18 protein-coding genes are annotated in these 20,415 nt (G+C 70.7%); 6 read left to right on the plus strand and 12 right to left on the minus strand.

Annotation, left to right across the window (positions count from 1 at the left end):
• Positions 1-15: 15 nt before the first annotated feature.
• Positions 16-1,281 (minus strand): glycosyltransferase family 2 protein, encoded by a 1,266-nt coding sequence (locus ACWD4A_RS02960; RefSeq protein WP_451188596.1) that lies wholly within the window; start codon positions 1,279-1,281, stop codon positions 16-18.
• 577 nt (positions 1,282-1,858) lie between these two features.
• On the opposite strand from ACWD4A_RS02960, the gene ACWD4A_RS02965 reads away from it, so the two are divergent.
• Both ACWD4A_RS02965 and ACWD4A_RS02970 read left to right on the plus strand, forming a co-directional pair.
• Positions 1,859-4,222, plus strand: a complete 2,364-nt coding sequence (locus ACWD4A_RS02965) for a DUF2334 domain-containing protein (protein ID WP_451188599.1) — start codon at positions 1,859-1,861, stop codon at positions 4,220-4,222.
• Positions 4,219-5,277, plus strand: coding sequence for a glycoside hydrolase family 113 (locus ACWD4A_RS02970; protein WP_451188602.1), 1,059 nt, complete (start codon positions 4,219-4,221; stop codon positions 5,275-5,277). The genes ACWD4A_RS02965 and ACWD4A_RS02970 overlap by 4 nt, the downstream gene beginning before the upstream one ends.
• 164 nt (positions 5,278-5,441) lie before the next feature.
• On the opposite strand, the gene ACWD4A_RS02975 is transcribed toward ACWD4A_RS02970, so the two are convergent.
• Complete coding sequence (locus ACWD4A_RS02975; protein WP_451188605.1) at positions 5,442-6,314, minus strand: hypothetical protein; 873 nt, start codon at positions 6,312-6,314, stop codon at positions 5,442-5,444.
• Between the two features lie 187 nt (positions 6,315-6,501).
• Between ACWD4A_RS02975 and ACWD4A_RS02980 the strand changes: the two genes are divergently transcribed.
• From ACWD4A_RS02980 to ACWD4A_RS02995, 4 genes are all read left to right on the plus strand, one after another.
• On the plus strand, positions 6,502-7,329 hold the full coding sequence (locus ACWD4A_RS02980; protein WP_451188608.1) for a S1 family peptidase: 828 nt from the start codon (positions 6,502-6,504) through the stop codon (positions 7,327-7,329).
• 382 nt (positions 7,330-7,711) lie between these two features.
• Positions 7,712-8,443: a hypothetical protein gene (locus tag ACWD4A_RS02985; RefSeq protein ID WP_451188611.1), complete on the plus strand. Its 732-nt coding sequence runs from the start codon at positions 7,712-7,714 to the stop codon at positions 8,441-8,443.
• A gap of 122 nt (positions 8,444-8,565) precedes the next feature.
• Positions 8,566-9,246 carry a response regulator gene (locus ACWD4A_RS02990; RefSeq protein WP_451188614.1) on the plus strand — a complete coding sequence of 227 codons (681 nt, stop codon included), beginning with the start codon at positions 8,566-8,568 and terminating at the stop codon, positions 9,244-9,246.
• Positions 9,243-10,415 carry a sensor histidine kinase gene (locus tag ACWD4A_RS02995; RefSeq protein ID WP_451188617.1) on the plus strand — a complete coding sequence of 391 codons (1,173 nt, stop codon included), beginning with the start codon at positions 9,243-9,245 and terminating at the stop codon, positions 10,413-10,415. The genes ACWD4A_RS02990 and ACWD4A_RS02995 overlap by 4 nt, the downstream gene beginning before the upstream one ends.
• 33 nt (positions 10,416-10,448) lie before the next feature.
• Here ACWD4A_RS02995 and ACWD4A_RS03000 read toward each other — a convergent pair whose 3' ends face one another.
• From ACWD4A_RS03000 to ACWD4A_RS03045, 10 genes are read right to left on the minus strand one after another with little or no spacing between them, the layout of a single operon-like run.
• Positions 10,449-10,850 (minus strand): DUF2834 domain-containing protein, encoded by a 402-nt coding sequence (locus tag ACWD4A_RS03000; protein WP_451188620.1) that lies wholly within the window; start codon positions 10,848-10,850, stop codon positions 10,449-10,451.
• 32 nt (positions 10,851-10,882) lie between these two features.
• Entirely contained in the window at positions 10,883-12,388 is a 1,506-nt protein-coding gene (locus tag ACWD4A_RS03005; protein ID WP_451188623.1) for a flavin-containing monooxygenase, read from the minus strand.
• Positions 12,389-12,408: 20 nt separating this feature from the next.
• Complete coding sequence (locus ACWD4A_RS03010; RefSeq protein WP_451188626.1) at positions 12,409-13,305, minus strand: 1,4-dihydroxy-2-naphthoate polyprenyltransferase; 897 nt, start codon at positions 13,303-13,305, stop codon at positions 12,409-12,411.
• On the minus strand, positions 13,299-14,009 hold the full coding sequence (ubiG, locus tag ACWD4A_RS03015; protein WP_451188629.1) for a bifunctional 2-polyprenyl-6-hydroxyphenol methylase/3-demethylubiquinol 3-O-methyltransferase UbiG: 711 nt from the start codon (positions 14,007-14,009) through the stop codon (positions 13,299-13,301). The genes ACWD4A_RS03010 and ubiG overlap by 7 nt, the downstream gene beginning before the upstream one ends.
• Before the next feature lie 25 nt (positions 14,010-14,034).
• Positions 14,035-15,096, minus strand: a complete 1,062-nt coding sequence (locus ACWD4A_RS03020) for an LLM class flavin-dependent oxidoreductase (protein ID WP_451188632.1) — start codon at positions 15,094-15,096, stop codon at positions 14,035-14,037.
• A 54-nt stretch (positions 15,097-15,150) separates the two neighbouring features.
• A complete protein-coding gene (locus ACWD4A_RS03025) occupies positions 15,151-16,191 on the minus strand; it encodes a methyltransferase (protein WP_451188635.1) in 1,041 nt (346 codons plus the stop codon).
• Positions 16,192-16,203: 12 nt separating this feature from the next.
• The gene (locus ACWD4A_RS03030; protein ID WP_451188638.1) at positions 16,204-17,496 is read right to left on the minus strand and encodes a kynureninase; all 1,293 of its coding nucleotides are present in this window, start codon (positions 17,494-17,496) and stop codon (positions 16,204-16,206) included.
• Positions 17,493-18,371 (minus strand): tryptophan 2,3-dioxygenase, encoded by an 879-nt coding sequence (locus tag ACWD4A_RS03035; protein WP_451188641.1) that lies wholly within the window; start codon positions 18,369-18,371, stop codon positions 17,493-17,495. The genes ACWD4A_RS03030 and ACWD4A_RS03035 overlap by 4 nt, the downstream gene beginning before the upstream one ends.
• Position 18,372: 1 nt before the next feature.
• Positions 18,373-19,281, minus strand: coding sequence for an alpha/beta hydrolase (locus ACWD4A_RS03040; protein ID WP_451188644.1), 909 nt, complete (start codon positions 19,279-19,281; stop codon positions 18,373-18,375).
• A complete protein-coding gene (locus tag ACWD4A_RS03045) occupies positions 19,278-19,880 on the minus strand; it encodes a DUF6875 domain-containing protein (RefSeq protein WP_451188647.1) in 603 nt (200 codons plus the stop codon). The genes ACWD4A_RS03040 and ACWD4A_RS03045 overlap by 4 nt, the downstream gene beginning before the upstream one ends.
• Positions 19,881-20,415: the final 535 nt, after the last annotated feature.

Below are 20,415 nucleotides of genomic sequence, written 5' to 3' on the forward strand. Positions count from 1 at the left end.
GCGGAGGAGAGCGGTTCAGGTGCGCGCGGTCTTCAGCCAGGTCTGCTTGCCGGTGAGCATCCGCCACAGGCCCCACCATCCGGCGGCGAACCAGATGTAGCCGTAGAGGACGAAGGCGTGGGAGAGCAGGATCGCGCGCAGCAGCCCGAGACCCTTTTCGCGCCGGGTGTAGACGAAGGCGTAGACGTAGGCCGCGGTGAAGGACAGGACGTACGGGCCGAGCACCCACCACGGGGAGATCAGCGCGCGCCCGGCCTCGAAGGAGCCGACGGCCGTGCCGCCGAGGGCGACGAGGAAGGAGAGCGGGAGCAGCGAGGTGAGCAGGATCAGCACCGGGCTGGACAGGTGGTAGAGCAGGTCGAGGGCGGCCCGGGTGGGGACCTCGCGCAGGATCAGCGGCACCAGCCCCGCCGACTGGAGATGGCCCTGGAACCAGCGGGAGCGCTGCCGCACCAGCCGCTTGACGTCGAGCACGGCCTGCTGGGAGACCGCGGCGTGGGTGCAGTGCTGGTTGACCCAGCCGCGGGCGATCAGCCGGACGCCCAGGTCGAGATCCTCGGTGAGGGAGTCGCTCCAGGGGCCGCCGCCCTCGGGCCCGGCCAGCGAGTCGAGGGCCGAGAGCCGCATGAACTGGCCGTTGCCGCCCATGCCGACGCTGCCGATATAGCGCCGGGCGCTCTGGAAGATGTCGCCGTAGATGACGAACTCCATGTCCTGGAGCCGGGCCAGCAGGCCCTTGTCGCGGTTGTACATCCGCACGCCGATCTGGGTGCCGCCGGTGCGCGGGTCGTCGAAGTAGGGGTCGACGGCCTGGACGACGTGCTGGTCGAGGCGGCCGTCGGCGTCCACGACGCAGACGATGACCTCGCTCGGGTCGTAGCCGTCGAGCAGGCCGGAGGTCCGCAGGTGGCGGATGCCGGCGTTGAGGGCGGCGCCCTTGCCCTTGCGGGCGTTCGGCAGGTGCCGCTGGAGGAGCTGTACCTTGCCCGGCGTGGCGCGTTCGGCCGCGGCGCGCGCGATGGCCGCGGTGCCGTCGTCGGACGCGTCGTCGATGACCAGGGCCATGAAATTGCCCGCGGGCAGAGCGGTGATCCGGGCCAGGCTCTCGCCGAGGACCCGTTCCTCGTTGAGGCAGGCGAGCAGAAAGATGTAGAGACGCGGCCGCCGCGGTCCGCGGCCGCGGCGCATGCGGCGCCGGGAAAGGGCGAAGAGCGTGGTGTTGTAGCAGCCCGCCATCACGATGATGGCGATGGCGGACCACGCCAGAATTTCGGTGATCAAGGCTGGTCACCGGCGTTTCGCAGCTGGAGCCAGAACTTGATCGAGAGCATGGCTATCGCGGTCGCGCAGTACAGCAGAAATCCCGCGCCCGCGACTTCCTGGAGCCCCTTCGCGAAGGGAAGTCCAGGAATTACCTGTGGAGCGGCTGTCAGTCCGGCCATGGGCAGGATGGTGCCCGGGGCTGGTTTTCCGTACATGAGTTCCCCCCGATTTCGCCTCGCAATGAGGCGGTGCGCTCGGAAGGTATCAGATGCAACGGGTAATACAGTCGGACTTGGTGAGACTTGTTTGATCGGAATCCCAAATTCACTGGACCTACCGTTTGTTAGGGCCGGTCGGCGGCCATTGTTGCGTATGTGGTCAATGGTCTGCACCAACGGGGTTGCTCGGAATTGCCAGGTCGGGATCGAAACTGTCTATTGACATGGGTTGTTGCGCACCAGAAGAATCGGCCAACCGTCGGGCCCCTGTTATTCGTGTGGGGCGACGGCCAAGAAAGCATTATCCAGGGGGAAACACAATGCAAAATAGGAGAAGGAGGCCCAGGGTATTCCGGGTCTCCTCCGTCGTCCTGGCGGTGGCCGCGCTGGCGGGCGGCGTGGGGCTGTCCCCGGCGGCCGAGGCCGCGCTTTTCCCGGCCACCGAGGCCGCGAAGACCCCGATACCCCAGCCCTCCGGAAGAGCGGGAATCCACCCGGTCTCGCTCTCCCCGGCGACCGAGAAGGACGTGGCCGGCTGGGCCAGGTCCCGACTGGCACTCGAGAAGCAGCGCAAGGCGCACACGCTCGTCGTCCGCCCCGCGGTACCGGAATCCGCTCCCGCGGGGGCCGCTGCGAAGTCCGCTCCCGCGCGGGCCGCCGCTGCGAAGTCCGCACCGGCGGGGGCGACTTCGGCGCAGACCGCTGTCGCGAAGAGCGCGACCGGAACGGCCGCCACTGCCGAGTCCGCTTCCGCGCAGTCGGCCACGGCGAGGTCCGCGTCGGCGCGGGCTGCCGCCGCCGAGTCCGCACCTGCGGGGGCGACTTCGGCGCAGGCTGCCGTCGCGAAGAGTGCGACCGGGACGGCCGCCACTGCCGAGTCCGCTTCCGCGCAGTCGGCCACGGCGAGGTCCATATCGGCGCGGGCCGCCGCTGCGAAGTCCGCACCTGCGGGGGCGACTTCGGCGCAGACCGCTGTCGCGAAGAGTGCGACCGGGACGGCCGCCACTGCCGAGTCCGCTTCCGCGCAGTCGGCCACGGCGAGGTCCACGTCGGCGCGACCCGCGGCCGCGCAGGCCGTCTCCGCCAAGTCCGCACCGGCGCAGGCCGTCTCCGCCAAGTCCGCACCGGCGCAGGCCGTCTCCGCCGAGCACGCCGCCGCGCAGGCCCGCGCAGCGGAACTCGCCCCGGCGCAGCCGAAGGGCGTGCTCGCCACCCCGGCCGGTACCTCCGCGCTCGTCCTCTACGACACCACCGGCCCGTACGGGCAGCTGGGCGAGCTCTACGCCATGGCCGTCTCCAATCTCGCCGGTCACTTCGGCACCGTCACCGCCAAGCCCGTCTCCGCCTACACCGCGGGCATGACCGAGCAGTACACCGCCACGTTCTACCTCGGCTCGACCTACTACGGGGGCTCCGTCCCCGACGCCGTGCCCGCCGCGTTCTACCAGGACGCGCTGGCCACCGCCCACCCCGTGACCTGGCTGGGCGACAACATCTGGAACATGGCCAACGCGGTCGGCGTCACCCAGTTCGAGCAGCACTACGGCTGGGACCCGACCAACTCGTACTTCGCGCCCAACGGCAGCGTCGGGAACATCAACCAGGTCAGCTACAAGGGACAGCAGCTGACCCGGAACATCCCGGCCGGCCAGGACGGCGGCGTCCTGCACCCCGCCCTGCTCACCGGCCCCGGCTATCCGCAGGTCAACCAGCTCGCGCAGGCCACGGACGCCAGCACCGGCACCACCAGCCCCTGGGCGATCCGTTCGGGCAACCTCACCTATGTCGGTGAGATCCCCTTCGCCTATGTCTCCGAGAGCGACCGCGTCGTCGCCTTCGAGGACCTGCTCTTCGACTCGCTGGCCCCCGCGACCGCCGACCGGCACCGGGCATTCGTCCGCCTGGAGGACATCAGCCCCCAGTCGGACCCGGCGCAACTGCGCTCCATGGCCGACTACCTGGCCTCGCAGAACATCCCCTACGGGATCAATGTCATCCCCGTCTACACCGACCCCAAGGGCGTCTACAACAACGGCGTCCCGCAGACCGTCACCCTGGCTCAGGCTCCTCAGGTCGTCGCCGCGCTCAAATACATGCTCGCCCACGGCGCCGTCCTGATGAACCACGGCTTCACCCACCAGTACAGCAACGTCAACAACCCCTACACCGGGGTCACCGGCGACGACTTCGAGTTCTTCAAGGCGCACGTCGACGCGTCCAACAACGTCGTCCTCGACGGCCCGCCGCCGGAGGACTCCACCGCCTGGGCGCAGACCCGGGTCACCTCGGCGCTCGCCGGCTTCGCCGCCGCCGGGCTGCCCAAACCCACGCTGTGGACCACCCCGCACTACGCCGCGTCCGCCGCGGACTACCGCGTCCTCGGCCAGAACTACACGGCCCGGCTGGAGCGTTCGCTGTACTTCGCCGGAACGCTCAGTGGCGGAACAGTGGATTCCAGCCGCTATATCGGCCAGTTCTTCCCGTACGCGGTGAAGGACGTCTACGGTACGACCGTGCTGCCCGAGAACATCGGCAACTACGAGCCGCTGCCGTACAACAACCACCCGGCCCGGCTCCCTGCCGACCTGATCGCCTCCGCCAAGGCCAATCTGGCCGTGCGCGACGGTGTGGCGAGCTTCTTCTACCACCCGTACTACCCCGTGGCCCCGCTGCAGCAGACGATCGACGGCATCAGGGCCCTCGGCTACACCTTCGTCGGTCCCACGGAACTCGGCCAGTGAACGCGACGAGGAGGGCGGCCGCCGCACTGGCGGTGGCGGCCGCCCTCTTCCTCGCGGGCTGTTCCTCCACCTCCGGCTCCCCGGACGGTTCCACGACGCCGAGCGGCCGGCCCGACGACAGGAAGGTGAGCGGATTGCGAGGCATCACGCTCCCCTCGTGGAACACCGACGACTACAGCAGGCCCGAGGCCGCGACGTACCTCCGGCAGATCGCCGGCACCGGGGCCCGCTGGGTGACCTTCACCCCCACCTGGTACCAGGACGGTGTCACCGACCCCGCGATGCACACCACCGAGGAGACGGCGAGCGACGACAGCCTCCGGCACATCATCGGCCTCGCGCACTCCGCCGGGCTCAAGGTCATGGTCAAGCCGCATGTCGACCTGGCGAACGGCGAGGACCGCGCCGGCATCAGACCCGCCGATCCGGACGCCTGGTTCGGCGCGTACGAACGCCTGATGACCCACTACGCCGGGCTCGCCGCCGACACCCGGACCGAACAGCTCGCCGTCGGCACCGAACTCGCCGGGACCTCACGGGACGGCGGGCGCTGGAGCAAGGTCGTCGCGGCGGTCCGCAAGGTCTACGGGGGGCCGCTCACCTACGCCGCCAACTACGACGAGTACCGGAACATCCCGTTCTGGGGGGATCTCGACGTCATCGGCGTCGACGCCTACTGGCCGCTGGCGCGGAAGGCCACCACGGACGCCAGCGGCCTGCGGCAGGCGTGGAAGCCGATCGGCGACGAGCTGGCGGCCTTCTCCGCGCGGGAGCACCGCCGGATCCTCTTCACCGAGGCGGGCTACGTCAGCCAGCGCGGCACCACCACCGCCCCGTACTCCTGGACCGTCAGCAAGTCCAGCGGCGACGACGAACAGGCCGCCGCCTACGAGGCGTTGCTCGCCGCCTTCGACGGAAAGCCGTGGTGGGCGGGGGTCTGCTGGTGGATGTGGGACGACTGGCCGGGCAGCGGCGAGACCGCCAAGCGGCTCGCCTACACCCCGCACGGCAAACCGGCGGAGCGGGTGCTGCGGCAGTGGTGGGGCGCCCGCTGAAGCCCGTCCGGCGGATCCTCGCGGTCTCCCGCTGTGCGGGCTCGTGGAAGTCCGGTGCCGCGCCCGTAAGGGGCGCGGGGCAGCGTCGATCTGCGGCTCCGCCGCGTGGGCGCGACCAGCAACGACGCACCCGCAGCCGACGGACCGCACACCCGGCGGAGCGCTCAGGTGTCGCAGTCGAGGACCGTCCCGCACAGGCCGCACCGCGCCCGCAGTCTGCCCTGCACCGGCACCCGCAGCCGCTGGTGGCAGGTCGGGCAGGGGAAGCTGACCCGCAGCGGGTCGCGCCCCTCGAAGGCGTAGCCGCCGGTGGGGGAGGAGTGGGCGGTGCGGCGGTCGCGGGCGTAGCGGTGGCGGCCCAGCAGGCCCGCCGCGGCGAGCGGGGGCCGCTGTTCGTCCCGGCGGGCGCGGGCCATGCCCTTGACGTACGCGTCGTACGCCTGCGGGCTGGTGAACCAGGGCGCGGGGTCCTCGCGGAAGGCCAGCGCCCGCTTGGCGAGGACGTAGCCGAACTCCTCGGGCGTGAGGTAGCCCAGCTTCTGGGTGGAGACCGACGACTCGCGGTACGCGTCCAGCAGCAGCCAGCCGGAGCCCAGGTAGGCCGCCGCGGTGTCGGTGAGGATCTCGTTGTCCCGCGTGCCGGGGAAGCCCAGGTCGAGCCGGTGCAGATAGACGTGCATGACCTCGTGGGCGAGGGCCGCGCCGATGTCCCTGCGGTGGGTCTTGAAGCGGGAGTTGAGCTCGACGAAGTACTCGGGACCCGCGGCGAGTTCGACGCTCCCGGCGTGCCGCATCTCGCGGAAGCTGACGATCATCCGCGCGTCGGGCAGCCGGAGGTGCCGGACCATCACCCCGGCGACCCGCTGGACGCCCAGATAGGGGTTCTCGTCGTCGGAGAAGGCCACGTCCACGGGGAGCACGCTCGCCCCGAAGGAGTGCACCGTGTCGTGGGAGAGCCTCTTGTACAGCGCGGTGATCGCGGCCCGCACGGTGTCCAGGTGCGGAAACCCGTGCACGATCCCGAGGTCCGAGCCCACGCGACCACCCCCTTGGTCCGTCCCTGCCCTGCCTCCACTGTAAGCGCGGGCCGGTGGTGTGCGGGCGGAGCCCGGGGGCGGCCGTGGCTGGCCGAAACGGAAGGCTTGTCGCTCCTTTCGGGCGTCCCCATAATCACAGCGCGCCGCAAGGACTCATGTTCGAATATCGGATTGACATGATCCTGACATGTACGGCTCACCCTCCACGAAGGGAAGTCCGTTGCGCACCTACCTCACAGCACTCAGGAGAACCGTGGCCGTCCTCGCCGTGGTGGCCGCCGCGTTCACCCTCCAGCCCGCCGTCGCCCAGGCCCACGACCCCGGTCCGGGCCGCACCGTCGTCGGCGGCGACCGCGCCCAGCAGGGCGAATTCCCGTGGATGGTGCGGCTGTCCATGGGCTGCGGCGGCGCCCTCTACACCCGGCAGATCGTCCTCACCGCCGCCCACTGCGTCGACGGCAGCGGCCCCAACACCTCGATCACCGCCACCACCGGCGTCGTCGACCTCGACTCCGCCCAGGCCGTCAAGACCAACTCCACCCAGGTGCTCCAGGCCCCCGGCTACAACGGCACCGGCAAGGACTGGGCACTCATCAAGCTCGCCCGCCCCGTCGACCGGCCCACCCTCAAGATCGCCGACACCCCCGCCTACAACAACGGCACCTTCACCATCGTCGGCTGGGGCGCCGCCACCGAGGGCGGCCCCCAGGAGCGCTACCTCCTCAAGGCCACCGTCCCCTACGTCGACGACGCCGCCTGCCAGAAGGCCTACGGCGGAGCCCTCACCCCCGGCGACGAGATCTGCGCCGGGTACCTCGAACAGGGCGGCGTCGACACCTGCCAGGGCGACTCCGGCGGCCCCATGTTCCGTCAGGACAACGCCGGCGAGTGGATCCAGGTCGGCATCGTCAGCTGGGGCCAGGGCTGCGCGCGCCCCGGCTACCCCGGCGTCTACAGCGAGGTGAGCACCTTCGCCGCGAACATCAGGAGCGCGGCGGCGAGCCTCGGCGGCTGACCCCGCCCGCCCGGCCGCCACGGCCCCGCCGTCAATGGGCCGTCCGGCGGTTCACCCGACCCGTACGGCGCAGCGGACCTGCCCCTTTCCCCGGGCCGGGAACCCGCCCCGACGGCCCCGCGGGCCCCGGGACCCGTCTCCCGGCACGGGACGGAACAGCCCGCGCGGCACCCCGCCGGACCCACCCCGCCCCCAGGACCGCGGTATGACGCACGGCACCCACCGTCATCCTTTCGGCCGATGCGGGAATGGTCGGACAGTCGAAGTGTGGAGCCCATAAAGGTCCGTAACGTGTGAGACACGGCCCACGCGGCCCCGGAGGCAGAGGCGATCCGGACCCCGTGGGCCGTGGACCGAACCGTACGCACGGAAAGGGACCTCCGTGTCCGCCAAGCACCGCATCGCCACCGTCACCCTTCTCACCGCCGCCGTCGGCGCGGTGGTCTGGCCGACGGCGAGCGCCTTCGCCGCGGGCACCGGGGGCACCGGGGACGCCGCGGGCAGGGACGGACACCCCGGCCGCCCGGCCACCGTGCGCCAGGTCCAGCTCCCCGACGGCAGCCACGCCCGCCTCACCTCCGGCGACGGCGGCACCCGGGCCACCGTCACCCACGGCAAACAGCAGCGCACCATCGACACCACCCGGCCCACCGCCGACCTCGACCGGCTGCACCTGCGCATCATCGGCGGCGACACCGCCCGCCCCACCCTGCGCGCCGACCTCGACGGCACCGAGCAGCCCGCCTACTACGACTTCTCCTCCGGCGCCCTCCGCCACACCCCGGACGCCCCCGCGGGCGACACGCCGAAGGACCACCAGCGCGGCACCAAGGCCGCCCAGGGCCACGGCACCAAGCCCGCCCACGACGGCCGCTCCCCGCACGGCGCCACCCGCACCCGCACCGCGACGGGCACCGACGACGGCCGCCACAAGGTCCGCGCCGTCTCCAGCAACCCCGTCAAACGCGTCGTCGAGGCCAGCGAGGCCATCAAGGGCCGCCACGACATCGGCACCCCGGCCCTCGCCGGAGCGGCCCTGCTCCTCGCGGGCGGCGGCGCCTACGGCGTCCGGGTCGCGCTGCGCCGCTCCGCCCGCACGGGGACGGACGCTTGACCGTTGCGGTCGCGGCCGCCCGTCACCCCCGGTGACATGGAGGGACGCGAAGAGGGCAGAAGAGGGCAGAGGACACCCCGGGCACACCCGGGCACCGGCGAGGAACAGTGCGAGGGAACAGCATGGCGACCACCGTGGTCATCGCGGACGACCAGGAGATGGTCCGCACCGGCTTCCGGATGATCCTGGAGAGCCAGCCCGACATCGAGGTCGTCGCCGACGTCGTGGACGGCGAGGCGGCCCTCGCGGCCGTCGAGGAGCACCGGCCCGACGTCCTCCTCCTCGACATCCGCATGCCCAAGCTCGACGGGCTCGAGGTCACCCGCCGCCTGTCCGAGCTCGCCGCCGCCCACCCCGAGCGCGGCCCCCGGCCCCGCATCGTCATTGTCACCACCTTCGACCTCGACGAATACGTGCACACCGCGCTCCGCAACGGCGCCTCCGGCTTCCTCCTCAAGGACGCCAGCCCCGCCATGCTCGTCGAGGCCGTGCACGCCGCCGCCGTCGGCGACTCCCTCATCTCGCCCGCCATCACCGTCCGCCTGCTGCGCGACATGGCCCCGGCGGGCGCCGGCGCCGGCCCCGTCCGCACCCCGTCCGAGCCCCTCACCGACCGCGAGGCCGACGTCGTGCGCTGCCTGGCCCGCGGCGCCACCAACGCCGAGATCGCCGCCGAACTGTTCGTCTCCCTGTCCACGGTCAAGACCCACCTGGCCAACGTGCAGCTGAAGCTCGACGCCCGGAACCGCGTCGAGATCGCCGCCTGGGCCTGGGAGAGCGGGCTGGCCTCGGGCGGAGCGTGACCAGACGCGCCGGGTGGGCGGCCCGGCACCCCCGGCGGGCCGTCGCGGCCAAGGCCGCGCTCGGCGCCGTCCTCCTCACCCTGGTCGGCTTCGAGGGATTCGTCCTCGCCCGGCAGCCCAGCCAGCCGCACGCCATGGTCCTCGCCTCCGGCGTCACCGTCTGCCTCTGCGCCGTCCCCTACGGCTGGATCCCGCTCGCCGTACGGGGCGCCGTCGCTGCCACCGTCTCCCTGACGACCTCGGCCGTCCTCATGATCAGCAACCACCCCTCCACCGTCTGGGGCATGGGGGAGGACATCGCCCTCCTCGTCCTGCTGACCGCCGTCCTCCAGCACCCCGCCACCCGCGTCGCCGTCACCCTCGGCCCCCTGATCGGTATCGCCTGCATCGCCGCCCCCATGCGCGACCTCAGCCCCGGACCCTTCACCGCCGTCTTCGGCACCCTCACCGTCGTCGTCACCGCCTACTCCCTGCTGCTGCGCAACCAATCCGGCCAGCGCGTACGGGACATGGCGGCCGTACGGACCGCCGAGCGGCTCGAACTCGCCCGCGAACTCCACGACCTCGTCGCCCACCACGTCACCGGCATCGTCGTCCAGGCACAGGCCGCCCGGTTCACCGCCCTCGAAGGAAGGCCCGCCGCGGCGGCCTTCGAGCGCATCGAGACCTCCGCGAGCGAATCCCTCAACGCGATGCGCCGCCTCGTCGGCGTCCTGCGCGAGGGCGACGCCGAGACCGCGCCGGTCGCCGGCCTCCCCGAGGTCCGCGCCCTCACCGAGGCCTTCGCCCGCACCGGCCCGCCGGTCGTCCTCTACATCGAACAGGGCCTGGAGGACTGGATCCCCGGCGACGTCGCCGCGGGCGTCCACCGCGTCGTCCGCGAGGCCCTCACCAACATCCGCAAGCACGCCGCCGACGCCACGGCCGTACGCATCGGCGTACGGGGAGTCGCCGCCGGCGTCGAACTGCGGATCGCCGACGACGGCAAGCACGCGGCACCGCTCTCCGAACAGGCCAGAGGAGGCGGCTTCGGCCTCGTCGGCCTGGCCGAACGCGCCAAGGCGATGGGCGGCGCGCTGTCGGCGGGCCCCGCCCCCGAGGGCGGCTGGCAGGTGACGGCCCTCTTCCCGGTGGACCGGAGGAGGGGACGGGCGGGCGCCGCCGGATGAGGCTGGGGCCCGGCCCGGCCGTCCGCCGGGATGTCAGCGGACGGCGACCCGCGGCCTCTCACCACTCGGCGCGGCGGCCGTCTTCTTCAGCTGGCGGACGAGCATGAAGAGCGTGAAGCTCACGCACAGCGCCAGTACCGGGGCACCGATGATGTACGCCCAGACGTACCGGATGCCGAGCCGCCGCGCCTCCGCGATCATGAACCCCGCCAGGGCGATCCAGACGAGCGTCAGGTCCGCGTAGACGAACTGGGACGCCAGATTCGTCGTGGCGTCGTGCAGGAAGTCCCGGACGACGCCGACCGGACCACCGTCATGGGGTTCCAGCACATACGCGACGGCCATCCAGCCCATGACGACGAAGCCGGCGACGGTGAACAGCCCGTAGAAGACGCACAGCGAGCGGTCCCTTCCCCGTACATCAGCGAATCGCACCACAGCGGCCTCCAGGGTCGGTTCTCCGGCCGTCAGCCGGCATGGCCGGACCGGGCTCGGTCGTAGCGGTAGTCGTCGAGGTCGAAATGCCTGGCCCGCCAGGCCGACTCGTACGTCGTGGCCGGGCGGACGGCCGGGGCGTCACCGTGCCCGTCGAAGTAGTAGCTGTTCGCCCCTCCGCACCTGTCGTTCGCGAAGATGGTGTTCCGCTGCCGGCGCAGCATCGTCCGGAACGACTCGTCGTGCTTCTCCGGCCGGATCACCGCCTCCGTGGCCCGCCGCCGCCGGGCCTCCTTGATGACCCGCAGGGCGTGGGTGACCTGGTAGTCGATGGCGCCGAACCAGGAGCCGCCGGTGAAGGAGTACGGCCCCACGATGAACCACAGGTTCGGGAAGCCCTTGACCGAACTGCCCTCGTAGGCCTGGAACCGTTCGGTCCGCCAGAACTCCCGGAGTTCACGGCCGCCGCTCCCGTGCATCGGGAAGGGAGGCAGGTTCTCCAGGACGTGGAATCCGGTGGCCAGCACCAGCACATCGAGCTCGTGCTCCGCGCCGTCCGCCGTGCGGATACCGGTCTCGGTGATCTCCTCGATGCCCTCGGTGACGAGCTCGACGTTGTCGCGGGTGAAGGAACGCCAGTAGTCCTTGGCCAGCGACGGGCGCTTGCAGCCCAGCGCGTACGTGGGGGTGAGCTTCTCCATCAGCGCGCGGTCGCCCCCGACCTGGCTGCGCAGATAGAGCCGGGACAGCGCCTCGCCGCCCTTCACCAGGAAGGGGAACTGGCGGTTGTGCGTCATGGCGATCACGAAGCTGATCTCCGTCATCGCGTCCGTGAGCAGCCGGATCGTCCGCTGCGTCCACGGAGCGGCCCTGAACAGCCGCCGGGCCGCGTCGGGGATCGCGAAATCCAGCTTCGGCAGCAGCCATATCGGGGTGCGCTGGTAGACATGGAGCCGCTTCACCTCGGCGGCGATCGCCGGAACGACCTGCACCGCCGACGCGCCGGTGCCGATCAGCCCCACGCGCCGGCCGGCCAGGTCCATGGACGGGTCCCAGGCCGCGGTGTGCACGACCTCGCCCTCGAACCGGTCGAGTCCCTTGATGTCGGGCGTCTTCGGCTTGGTGAGCCAGCCGGTGGCACAGATGACGAACCGCGCCGTCGTCGACGTGCCGTCGCCCAGGAAGATCCGCCACAGGTGCTCCGACGTGTCGTACTCGGTCCGCAGGACTTTCGCGTTCAGCCGCAGGTGGGGCCGGATGCCGTACTTGTCGACGCAGTGGTCCGCGTACGCCTTCAGCTCCGCTCCGGGCGGGAAGACCCGGGACCACGACGCGACCGGTTCGGAGGCGAACGAGTAGTTGAACGCGGAGATGTCCACGGCGATGCCGGGATACTTGTTGGTGTGCCAGGTGCCGCCGACGTCGTCCTGCTGGTCCAGGACCACGAAGTCGTCGATGCCGGCCCGGAGCAGACCGATCGCCGAGCCGATGCCGGCGAACCCGGCGCCGATGACGGCGACTTCGTGATCGGGCGTCATGGGTGCCCTCCCCTCGGGGGTCATACGGCCAGGCCGATCGCGAGCAGGGTCCCGAAGGCGAACAGCAGCAGGCAGGTGTGTTCCAGGGCCGGGATCAGGTCGGTTCCGCGGGCCCTGCCCAGCACGCGGCGCAGCGGTGCGACGGCGAACGGGAGGGCGGCGAGCACGAGGAGCGCCCAGGGGCGGGCCGGGGCCAGGGCCAGGGCGGAGGCGAAGGCGACGCCGACGACGCACGCGTAGAGGGCGCGGGTGCGCGGCTCGCCCAGCCGCACCGCCAGGGTGATCTTCCCGGCCGCGGCGTCGGTCTCGATGTCCCGGAGGTTGTTGGTCACCAGCAGCGCGCAGCAGAGCAGACCCGCGGGGACCGAGGCCGCGAGCGCGAGCCAGGGCACGCGGCCGAGCTGGACGCCGGCCGTGACGCACACGAAGATCGGGCCGTGGTGGACGAAGACGCTGACCTCGCCGAGCCCCCGGTAGCCGTAGGGCTTGGAGCCGCCGGTGTAGTACCAGCCGCCCAGCCCGCAGAACACCGTGACCGCGAGCATCCACCACGAGACCGTCGCGGCCAGGATCACCCCGGCCGCGGCCATGACCGCGTAGCAGACCATGCCGACGCGCAGGACCTGCCGGGGCGACACCTGCCCGGAGCCGACGAGGCGGACGGGCCCGACCCGGTTGCTGTCGGTTCCCCGGATGCCGTCGCTGTAGTCGTTGCAGAAGTTCGTGCCGATGACGAAGCCGAGGAGGAACAGCACGGTCAGTACGGCGCGCCACCAGTCGACCGGGCCGAGCGAGTGGGCGATCGCCAGTCCCATCACGAGCGGTGCCCAGGTCGCGGGCATGGTCTTCGGCCGGGCACCGACCCACAGGTCCCGCAAGGTGATCCGGACCGGCGGCTGTTGAGCGGTCGTCACCATTTCGTCCCCACCCCCAGGTAGAGCAGGTCGGTGGACTTGACGGGCACCATGCGGACCTCGTCGAGACGCCGGGCGAAGAAGCGCAGCATGTCGCCGAAATGCGGGCGCAGACCGAGCAGATCGAGCTCCACACCATGCGACCGCGCGGTCCGGACCAGCCGCTCCCGGTTGACGAAGAGACGGTGGTCGTGCGTGCCGCGGGGCGGATGGCCCGGGAAGGGGATGTTCTCCGCGAGCGTGATGGACACCACCCTGGCCAGCGTGGTGTCGGCGATGGTGTCGACGACCAGGGTGCCCCCGGGGCGCAGGACCCGGCACAGCTCCTTCACCACCGCGAAGGGGTCCGGTACGTGTTCGAGGCACTGCCCCGCCGTGACGACGTCGAACGACTCGTCCTCGAAGGGGAGATCGGTGATATCGGCCTGGACGACCTCGTCGAAGCCGTGGCGGAGAGCCTCGCGGAGCGACATGGCCGACAGGTCCACGCCGACCAGGCGGTAGCCCTTGCCGGACAGGTGCGGGCCGAACAGGCCGCCCCCGCAGGCGACATCCAGCAGACTCGCCTGTTCGTTCCGGGGCGCGGGGATGAATTCGGCGCGGGCCCGCGCGATCCAGCCCAGCGGGGCGAGCGGTCCTCGTGGATCCCACCATTGATCGGCAAGACTGTCGTAATCGGTGATGAAGTCACTTCGGATTTCTGACACGACCACCCTCCCAAAAGGTCGCAGGCTAGGCCTGCTTGATCCTTGGCATGACCTGCGTCGCGAACAGTTCGAGCGAGCTGCGCGCGAGCCCGGGATCGATGTCCGAGAAGTAGAACTGAACGCTGGCCGCTTCGAACCCCCCGCACGTCGCGTGGTAGTCGAGCAGCATCTCGGTGATCTCGTCGGGGGAGCCGACGAGCGCGGAGCCGCGCTCGCGGAGCCGGTCGAAATCGTCCTGGCGCAGCTTTTCGATCATCTTCTCGTAGCCGGGATAATCGGCACTGCGCACACCGTCGGTCCATTCGCCCGCGGCTTCCGCCAGCATCCGGAGATAGCGGTCGACCGGCTCGCGGGCGATGGCGCGCGCCTCTTCCCCGTCCGGCGCGCACAGCATGTGGAACGCGAGCATGACGCGGCCGTCGCCGGGGTGCCCGGCCTCCTTCCACGCGCTCCGGTAGACGTCGAGGTTCGTGCGGAGCGCGTCGGGGACCACCGGCTGGGCCATGATGCCGAAGCCCAGCTCACCGGCGAGCCGGAAGCTCTCCGCCGAGGACAGCGCGGCGATCCAGAACGGCGGGTGGGGGCGCTGCGTGGGCCGGGGAAGGGACGTGGTCGGCGGGAAGCGGTGGAAGCGGCCGTGGTGGGCCACGTCCTCGTGGGCCAGGAGATCCCGGACGACCTTCACGCCCTCGTCGAAACGGGCCCGGCTCTCGTCCATGTCGACGCCGAACCGCTGGAACTCGTGCGGGAGGAAGGCCCGCGCGAACCCTATCTCGGCGCGCCCGCCCGAGAGGGCGTCGAGCATCCCGATCTCACCGGCCAGTTTGAGCGGATGATTGAAGGCGGGCAGCACCGCACCCGTGATCAGCTTCATCCGGCGGCTCCGCTGGGCGGCCGCCGAGAGGAAGACGATGGGGTTGGGGGAGTACCCGCCGTATCTGCGGAAGTAGTGCTCGACGATGCGTACGTGCTGGAATCCGAGCCGGTCCCCGAGTTCGACGAAGTCGAGGCACCGCGCGAAATACTCGGCCGCGCCCCGGTCGCGCTCGTCGACATCGGGGAAGAAGGCCAGGCCAATATCGATCATGTCACTCCTTTCGTGTGAGGCTCGTGCGAGGCCGTCTTTGTGCGAGGCCGTCGCTCATTTCCTGGCGGCGATCACGCCGTGCGGCGTCCACGTCTTCCCGGGGAGCCGCACCACCTCGGAGAATCCGGCGTCGGTCAGCCACTCCTCGTACTGCGCCCAGTGGTAGATCATGCTGCTGCCCGTCGGGAGCGTGGCGAAGTAGACGTTGTCGAGGGCCGCGTACAGCGGGCCGTCGCCGGTCTCGTCGGACATGGCGCTGAAGATCAGGACCCGTCCGCCGTCCGGGAGCGCCTCGTAGGCCTTGCGCAGCAGGAGGCGGTTCTCCTCGGGGGACCAGATGACGAGCTGGTTGGCGAACAGCAGGCAGTCGTGGCCCTCCGGGAAGGCATCGGCGAACATGTCGCCCTCGGCGACGCCGATGCGGTCGCTCAGACCCCGGTGCCGGATCTTGTCCCGCGCGATGGCCACGGCCCCGGGCAGGTCGAACACGGTGAACGAGACACCGGGGTTGGCGGCGGCGAGCGCGATCGAGTTCACGCCGTCACCGCCGCCGACGTCGAGGACGTTCCCGACCCCGGAGAGGTCGGCGTTCTCCACCAGGATCGGGTTCGACAGCGTCGACCAGGACTTCATGCAGCGGTAGAAGAGCTGCTCCAGTCCGGGGTCGCCGGCCAGCCGCTGGTAGAGGTCGTCGGCGTCGCCGGGGATGTGCCGCAGGCCGACGTTGGTGTTCTGCCGGAGGGACGCCGCGAAGTCGAGGCTCGCGGGGCCGGTGACCTTCTGCTGGAACTCGACGAGGTCCTCGATGACGTCCCAGGCGCCTTCCCGGAACAGCCCGTCGACCAGCTCGCCGTTGCGGTAGCGGCCGTCCGTCCGGACGGTCAGGCCGAGGGCGGTCGTGCCCAGCAGCAGGATCTGCACCGGCCGAGCGGCCAGGCCCAGTTCCTCGGCCACCTGCGCCGGGGACAGCGCGGGCTGCTTCTGCAGCAGCCTGAACAGCCCCAGCTCGCAGCCGGCGTTCAGCATCTGGAACGCGCCTCCGCCGAACAGGATGCCGACCAGGTCGTCCTTCGTCAGTGGGCTCTCGGCAGTCACTGATCATTCCTCTCAGGTCACGCGGGTTGTCGCGACGGGCAGTTGTGCGTAGTCGCGGTTCTCGACGAGGGCACGCAGGCGGTCGAGGCCGTCCCGGACGTCGGTGAAGCGGGTGTAGAGCGGAGCGAGCCCGATCCGCAGCCGGTCCGGGGGCCGGAAGTCGCAGATCACCTTCATCTCCGAACGGAGCGCCCGGCAGACGAGCGACGCCTCGGGGTGGGCCAGCGCGATGTGCGCGCCACGCCGGGCCGGGTCGCGCGGGGACGCGAGCCGGAAGCCGTGCGGCGCCAGCCACTCGTCGGCCAGCCCGACCGCGAACTCGCCGAGCCGCACCGACTTCTCCCGCAGAAGACCGATCGGCACCCGCTCGACGACGTCCAGGGCGGGCTGGACCGCGGCCAGCGAGAGCAACGGGGGAGTGCCCACCAGGAACCGGTCGATGTCGCCCACCGGTTCGTACGTCTCACCCATCCCGAACTGGTCACGCTGTCCGTACCACCCCCAGACCGGCTGCCGGAGCCGCCGCTGGAGGTCCTTCCGCACATACAGGAAGGCGGGCGAACCCGGGCCGCCGTTCAGGTACTTGTACGTGGCCCCCACGGCCAGGTCCGCCCCGGTCGCGCCGAGCCGCACGGGGACCACCCCGGCCGCGTGGCTGAGATCCCAGAGGACGAGTGCCCCGGCCTGCTCGGCGGCGCCGTTGACCGCCGCCATGTCGAGGAGCGCCCCGGAGCGGTACGAGACGAGCGACAGCACCACGAGCGCGACGTCGTCGCCGAGCGCCTCGCCCAGCACGTCCAGGCCGAGCCCGTGGTCGGGATCGGAGCGCAGCGTCACCAGACGGAGCCCCCGCTGCTCGGCGAGGCCCTGCAGGATGTAGCGGTTGGTGGGGAAGTCGTCGGCGTCGGCCAGGATCGTCCCGCGCCCCGGCCTGGCGTCCAGCGCGGCGGCGGCCAGCTTGTACAGGTTCACCGACGTGGAGTCGGAGAGCACCACCTCACCCGGCCCGGCGCCCAGGGTGTGGGCCGCGAGCCGGTCGCCGAGGCGCCGGCTCCAGCCGATCCACGTCTCCCAGGACTCCACCAGCCCGCCGCCCCAGCCGTCCCGTACGGTCCGGCCCAGGAAGTCGGCCGTGGCGGCCGGCAGCCGGCCGAGCGAGTTCCCGTCGAGATAGACCGTCTCCGGGTCGTCGCAGACGAACTCGCGCCGGAACTCCCGCAGTGGATCGGCGGCATCCAGTTCCTCGGCCGTGCGGCCTTCCGCCGTGGCCCGCGCCCTCGTGTCCGCCGTACCTCCGCCGCTCACAGGGCGGACCTGATCGACCAGAGTTCGGGGAAGAACCGGTGCTCCGCGATGGCGCCGAGCCAGCTCGATCCCTCGGTACCGCCGGTGCCCGGCTTGTCGCCCAGCATCCGTTGCACGGTCAGCAGGTGGGTGTAGCGCCAGCGCGCGAACGCGTCGGCCGTGTCCGTGAGCGCCTCGGCGAGCAGGAACAGATCGCGGTACCGGGTGGGCTGCTCGTATATCAGGCGCCAGGCCGCCGCGACCTTCCCGTCCGGCCGGTACGGCAGCGAGACGTCCCGGTCTGTGTGCTCCGGCGGGATGTCCAGGCCGCGCCGGGCCAGCAGCCGGACGGCCTCGTCGTAGAGGCTCGGCTCACGCAACTGGGCCAGCACCTCGCCGTACTTCGCCGTGTCCCGGTGCGGCTCCACCAGCTGCGGGTTCTTGTTCCCGAGCAGGAACTCGAGCTTGCGGTACATGACGGACTGGAACCCGGACGCGGTACCGAGCACATCCCGGAACGAGGCGAACTCCCCCGGCGACAGGGCACTGAACGCGTCCCAGCAGGACAGCAGCGTCTGCTGCACGCGGCCGGCGCGGCGCAGCGTCCAGAGCGCGTCGTCGACACGGTCCGCCGCCAAGTGGCCGCGAGCGGTGCCGAATTCCGTGTGCAGCAGCTTGAACAGCAGTTCCTTGACCTGGCTCAGGATGATGAAGCCGGGCTCGGTCTCCGCGTCGGTCCGGGGATGCTGCAGCGACAGCAAGGTGTCCATGCAGGCGTACGCCGCATAGGGGGTGCTGCCCGGTGGGACCTGCTGTTCGCCGGACGCGTACGGGCACCCCCCGCTTCCGGACTGTGTTCCGGGCTGCGTTCCGGACTGCTGGGTGTTCGTGGGCACGTCATCCCTCCTCGGTGGACGCGGTGTCGGATGCCTGTATCTGCGCTGCCTGTGTCTGCGATGCCTGTATCTGCGCGAGCACGGCCCTGCCGAGCGCGGTGCGCGGATTCCCCAGGTCGTAGGGGAGGTCGAAGTGGTTCCGCGCCGGGCAGGTGAGCTCGGTGACCACGGCGCGCTGCCGGAGCAGCGCGGCCATGGTGTCGTGCTGGCGGACGAACTCCCCCGTCTCGCCCCCGCCGCGCGCGATGACGACCGGCGGAAGCCGCTTCGGCAGGTGGTGGACCGGGCTGTTGCGCAGTGCGGCGTCGGCATCCAGCCCCAGGACGTCGTTCACATAGGTGTGCCGCAGGGGCTCCAGGTCGTAGACGCCGCTCAGCAGAGTGGCGCCCGCGATCCGCCGTGCCTCGTCCCGGACGAGTGCCATCGCCACCAGCTGCGCGCCCGCGGAGCTCCCACTGAGATGGATGCGCCGTGGATCGATCCCGAAGCGGGCGGCGTTGGCATGGAGCCAGGCCACGGCCTCACCCACCATGGCGACGATGCCGTCGAGGGAGTACGCGGGCGCCAGTCCGTAGTCGAGCGCCGCGAACGCCGTGCCCGCGGCGATGAAGTCCGGGGCCGCGAAAGCGGATTCCTCTTTCGTGACCTCCTGCCAGTAACCGCCGTGCACGAAGACCTGGAGAGCCGACGCGCCGCCCGCCGGTGCCGCCACGGGAAACAGGTCGAGCCGCGCCTCGGGAGACGAACCGTAACGGAGGCCGGAGAGCGGTCGGTGCTTTTCCCGCGCGGCGGCGCTGAGTTCGGCGTACTCGCGCAGGTGGAGCGGCAGGCTGGGGACGACGGAACTGGGCGAGTACTCCCGGTCGAGATCCGCTCTGCTGAATCCCAGATAGCCGGTATCACCGCTCATGCGTCGACACCGTGTGCTGTACATGCACGTTGGAACAGTTCGGTGAACAACGGCTCCATGGAATCCCTGCCGGGTTTGTAGTAACCGCCGAAACGCCGACGGTACTCCAGGAACCATTCCTTCTGATTGTTGAGGAAAAGGATGTCGTGCAGGGCCATGGGGCGTATCGCCACCAGCGGCACCGGTGAGCGGCTGACAGGAAAACCGGGATTCCTGATGGCCGGCTCCTCGCACAGCGGGTGGAACTGCCCGATCATCATGCCCCGGTGCACCGCCGTCGGCTTGACCTCCCGGTGCGCGTCGTCGAGCAGACGGCACTCGGACGGCTCCAGATCGGGCAGGGCCACCAGCAGGCTCCGCAGCGCCGGGTTCGCGCCCTTCCAGTCGATCAGATCGTAGGTGTCGAGCCCCTCGAGGATCGTTTTCGCGATACTCGCGACACTGGGGTCCGGGCCGGCCGCGCACACCCGTATCTCCAGCGATCCGGCCCGTTGTGACGGCAGCACGAACGGGCAGACGGCCCCGCCGCGTCCGAGGCGGTCGTGCGGCTGGGTGATGTAGTCGCTCAGCCAGTCGTCGATCTTCGCTTCCGTGGTCATCGCTTCCGTCCTGTCGTGCGACGGGAGACCCCGGAGGCCGGGACGAGCGGTGTCGTCCGGCGCCCGGCAGTTCGCACCGGACCGGTTTTTCGCGGCCCGGTCTCCGGACTCCGCGCCGCGGAGATCGAGATTGTCGGACCGGATGTGAAATGCCGTGCGATATATGCGGCCGAGGGCTGGATGCCCGAATGAAGAGGCGCTGTGCATGAGGGGACGCGAACGCTGATCGGAGTTAAGTCTTCGTGCAGCCGTTCCTGAATACGAGCAAGTCCGTCGTCGATAGGAGATTCTCTTGCGATCCGAGCTGGAATGTACTCCATCGCACTTCCTTCAGTTACGACACCCTGGAAGTTGCTCGACAGGTTACGGGAGATCAACAAAGCGACGCCAGACCGATGATCAATGAATTCCGGAGGAACAGGAGTTACCGCATCCGCTTTAACTGACCGTGTGGAACATCCGGGCATAGGGGGCGCGAGAGGGGGGACGGACGCAACGCTTCGTCGTTCATCCAAATCTATGCGTGTCCCAGATC

This window comes from Streptomyces sp. NPDC002537 (assembly GCF_053594975.1).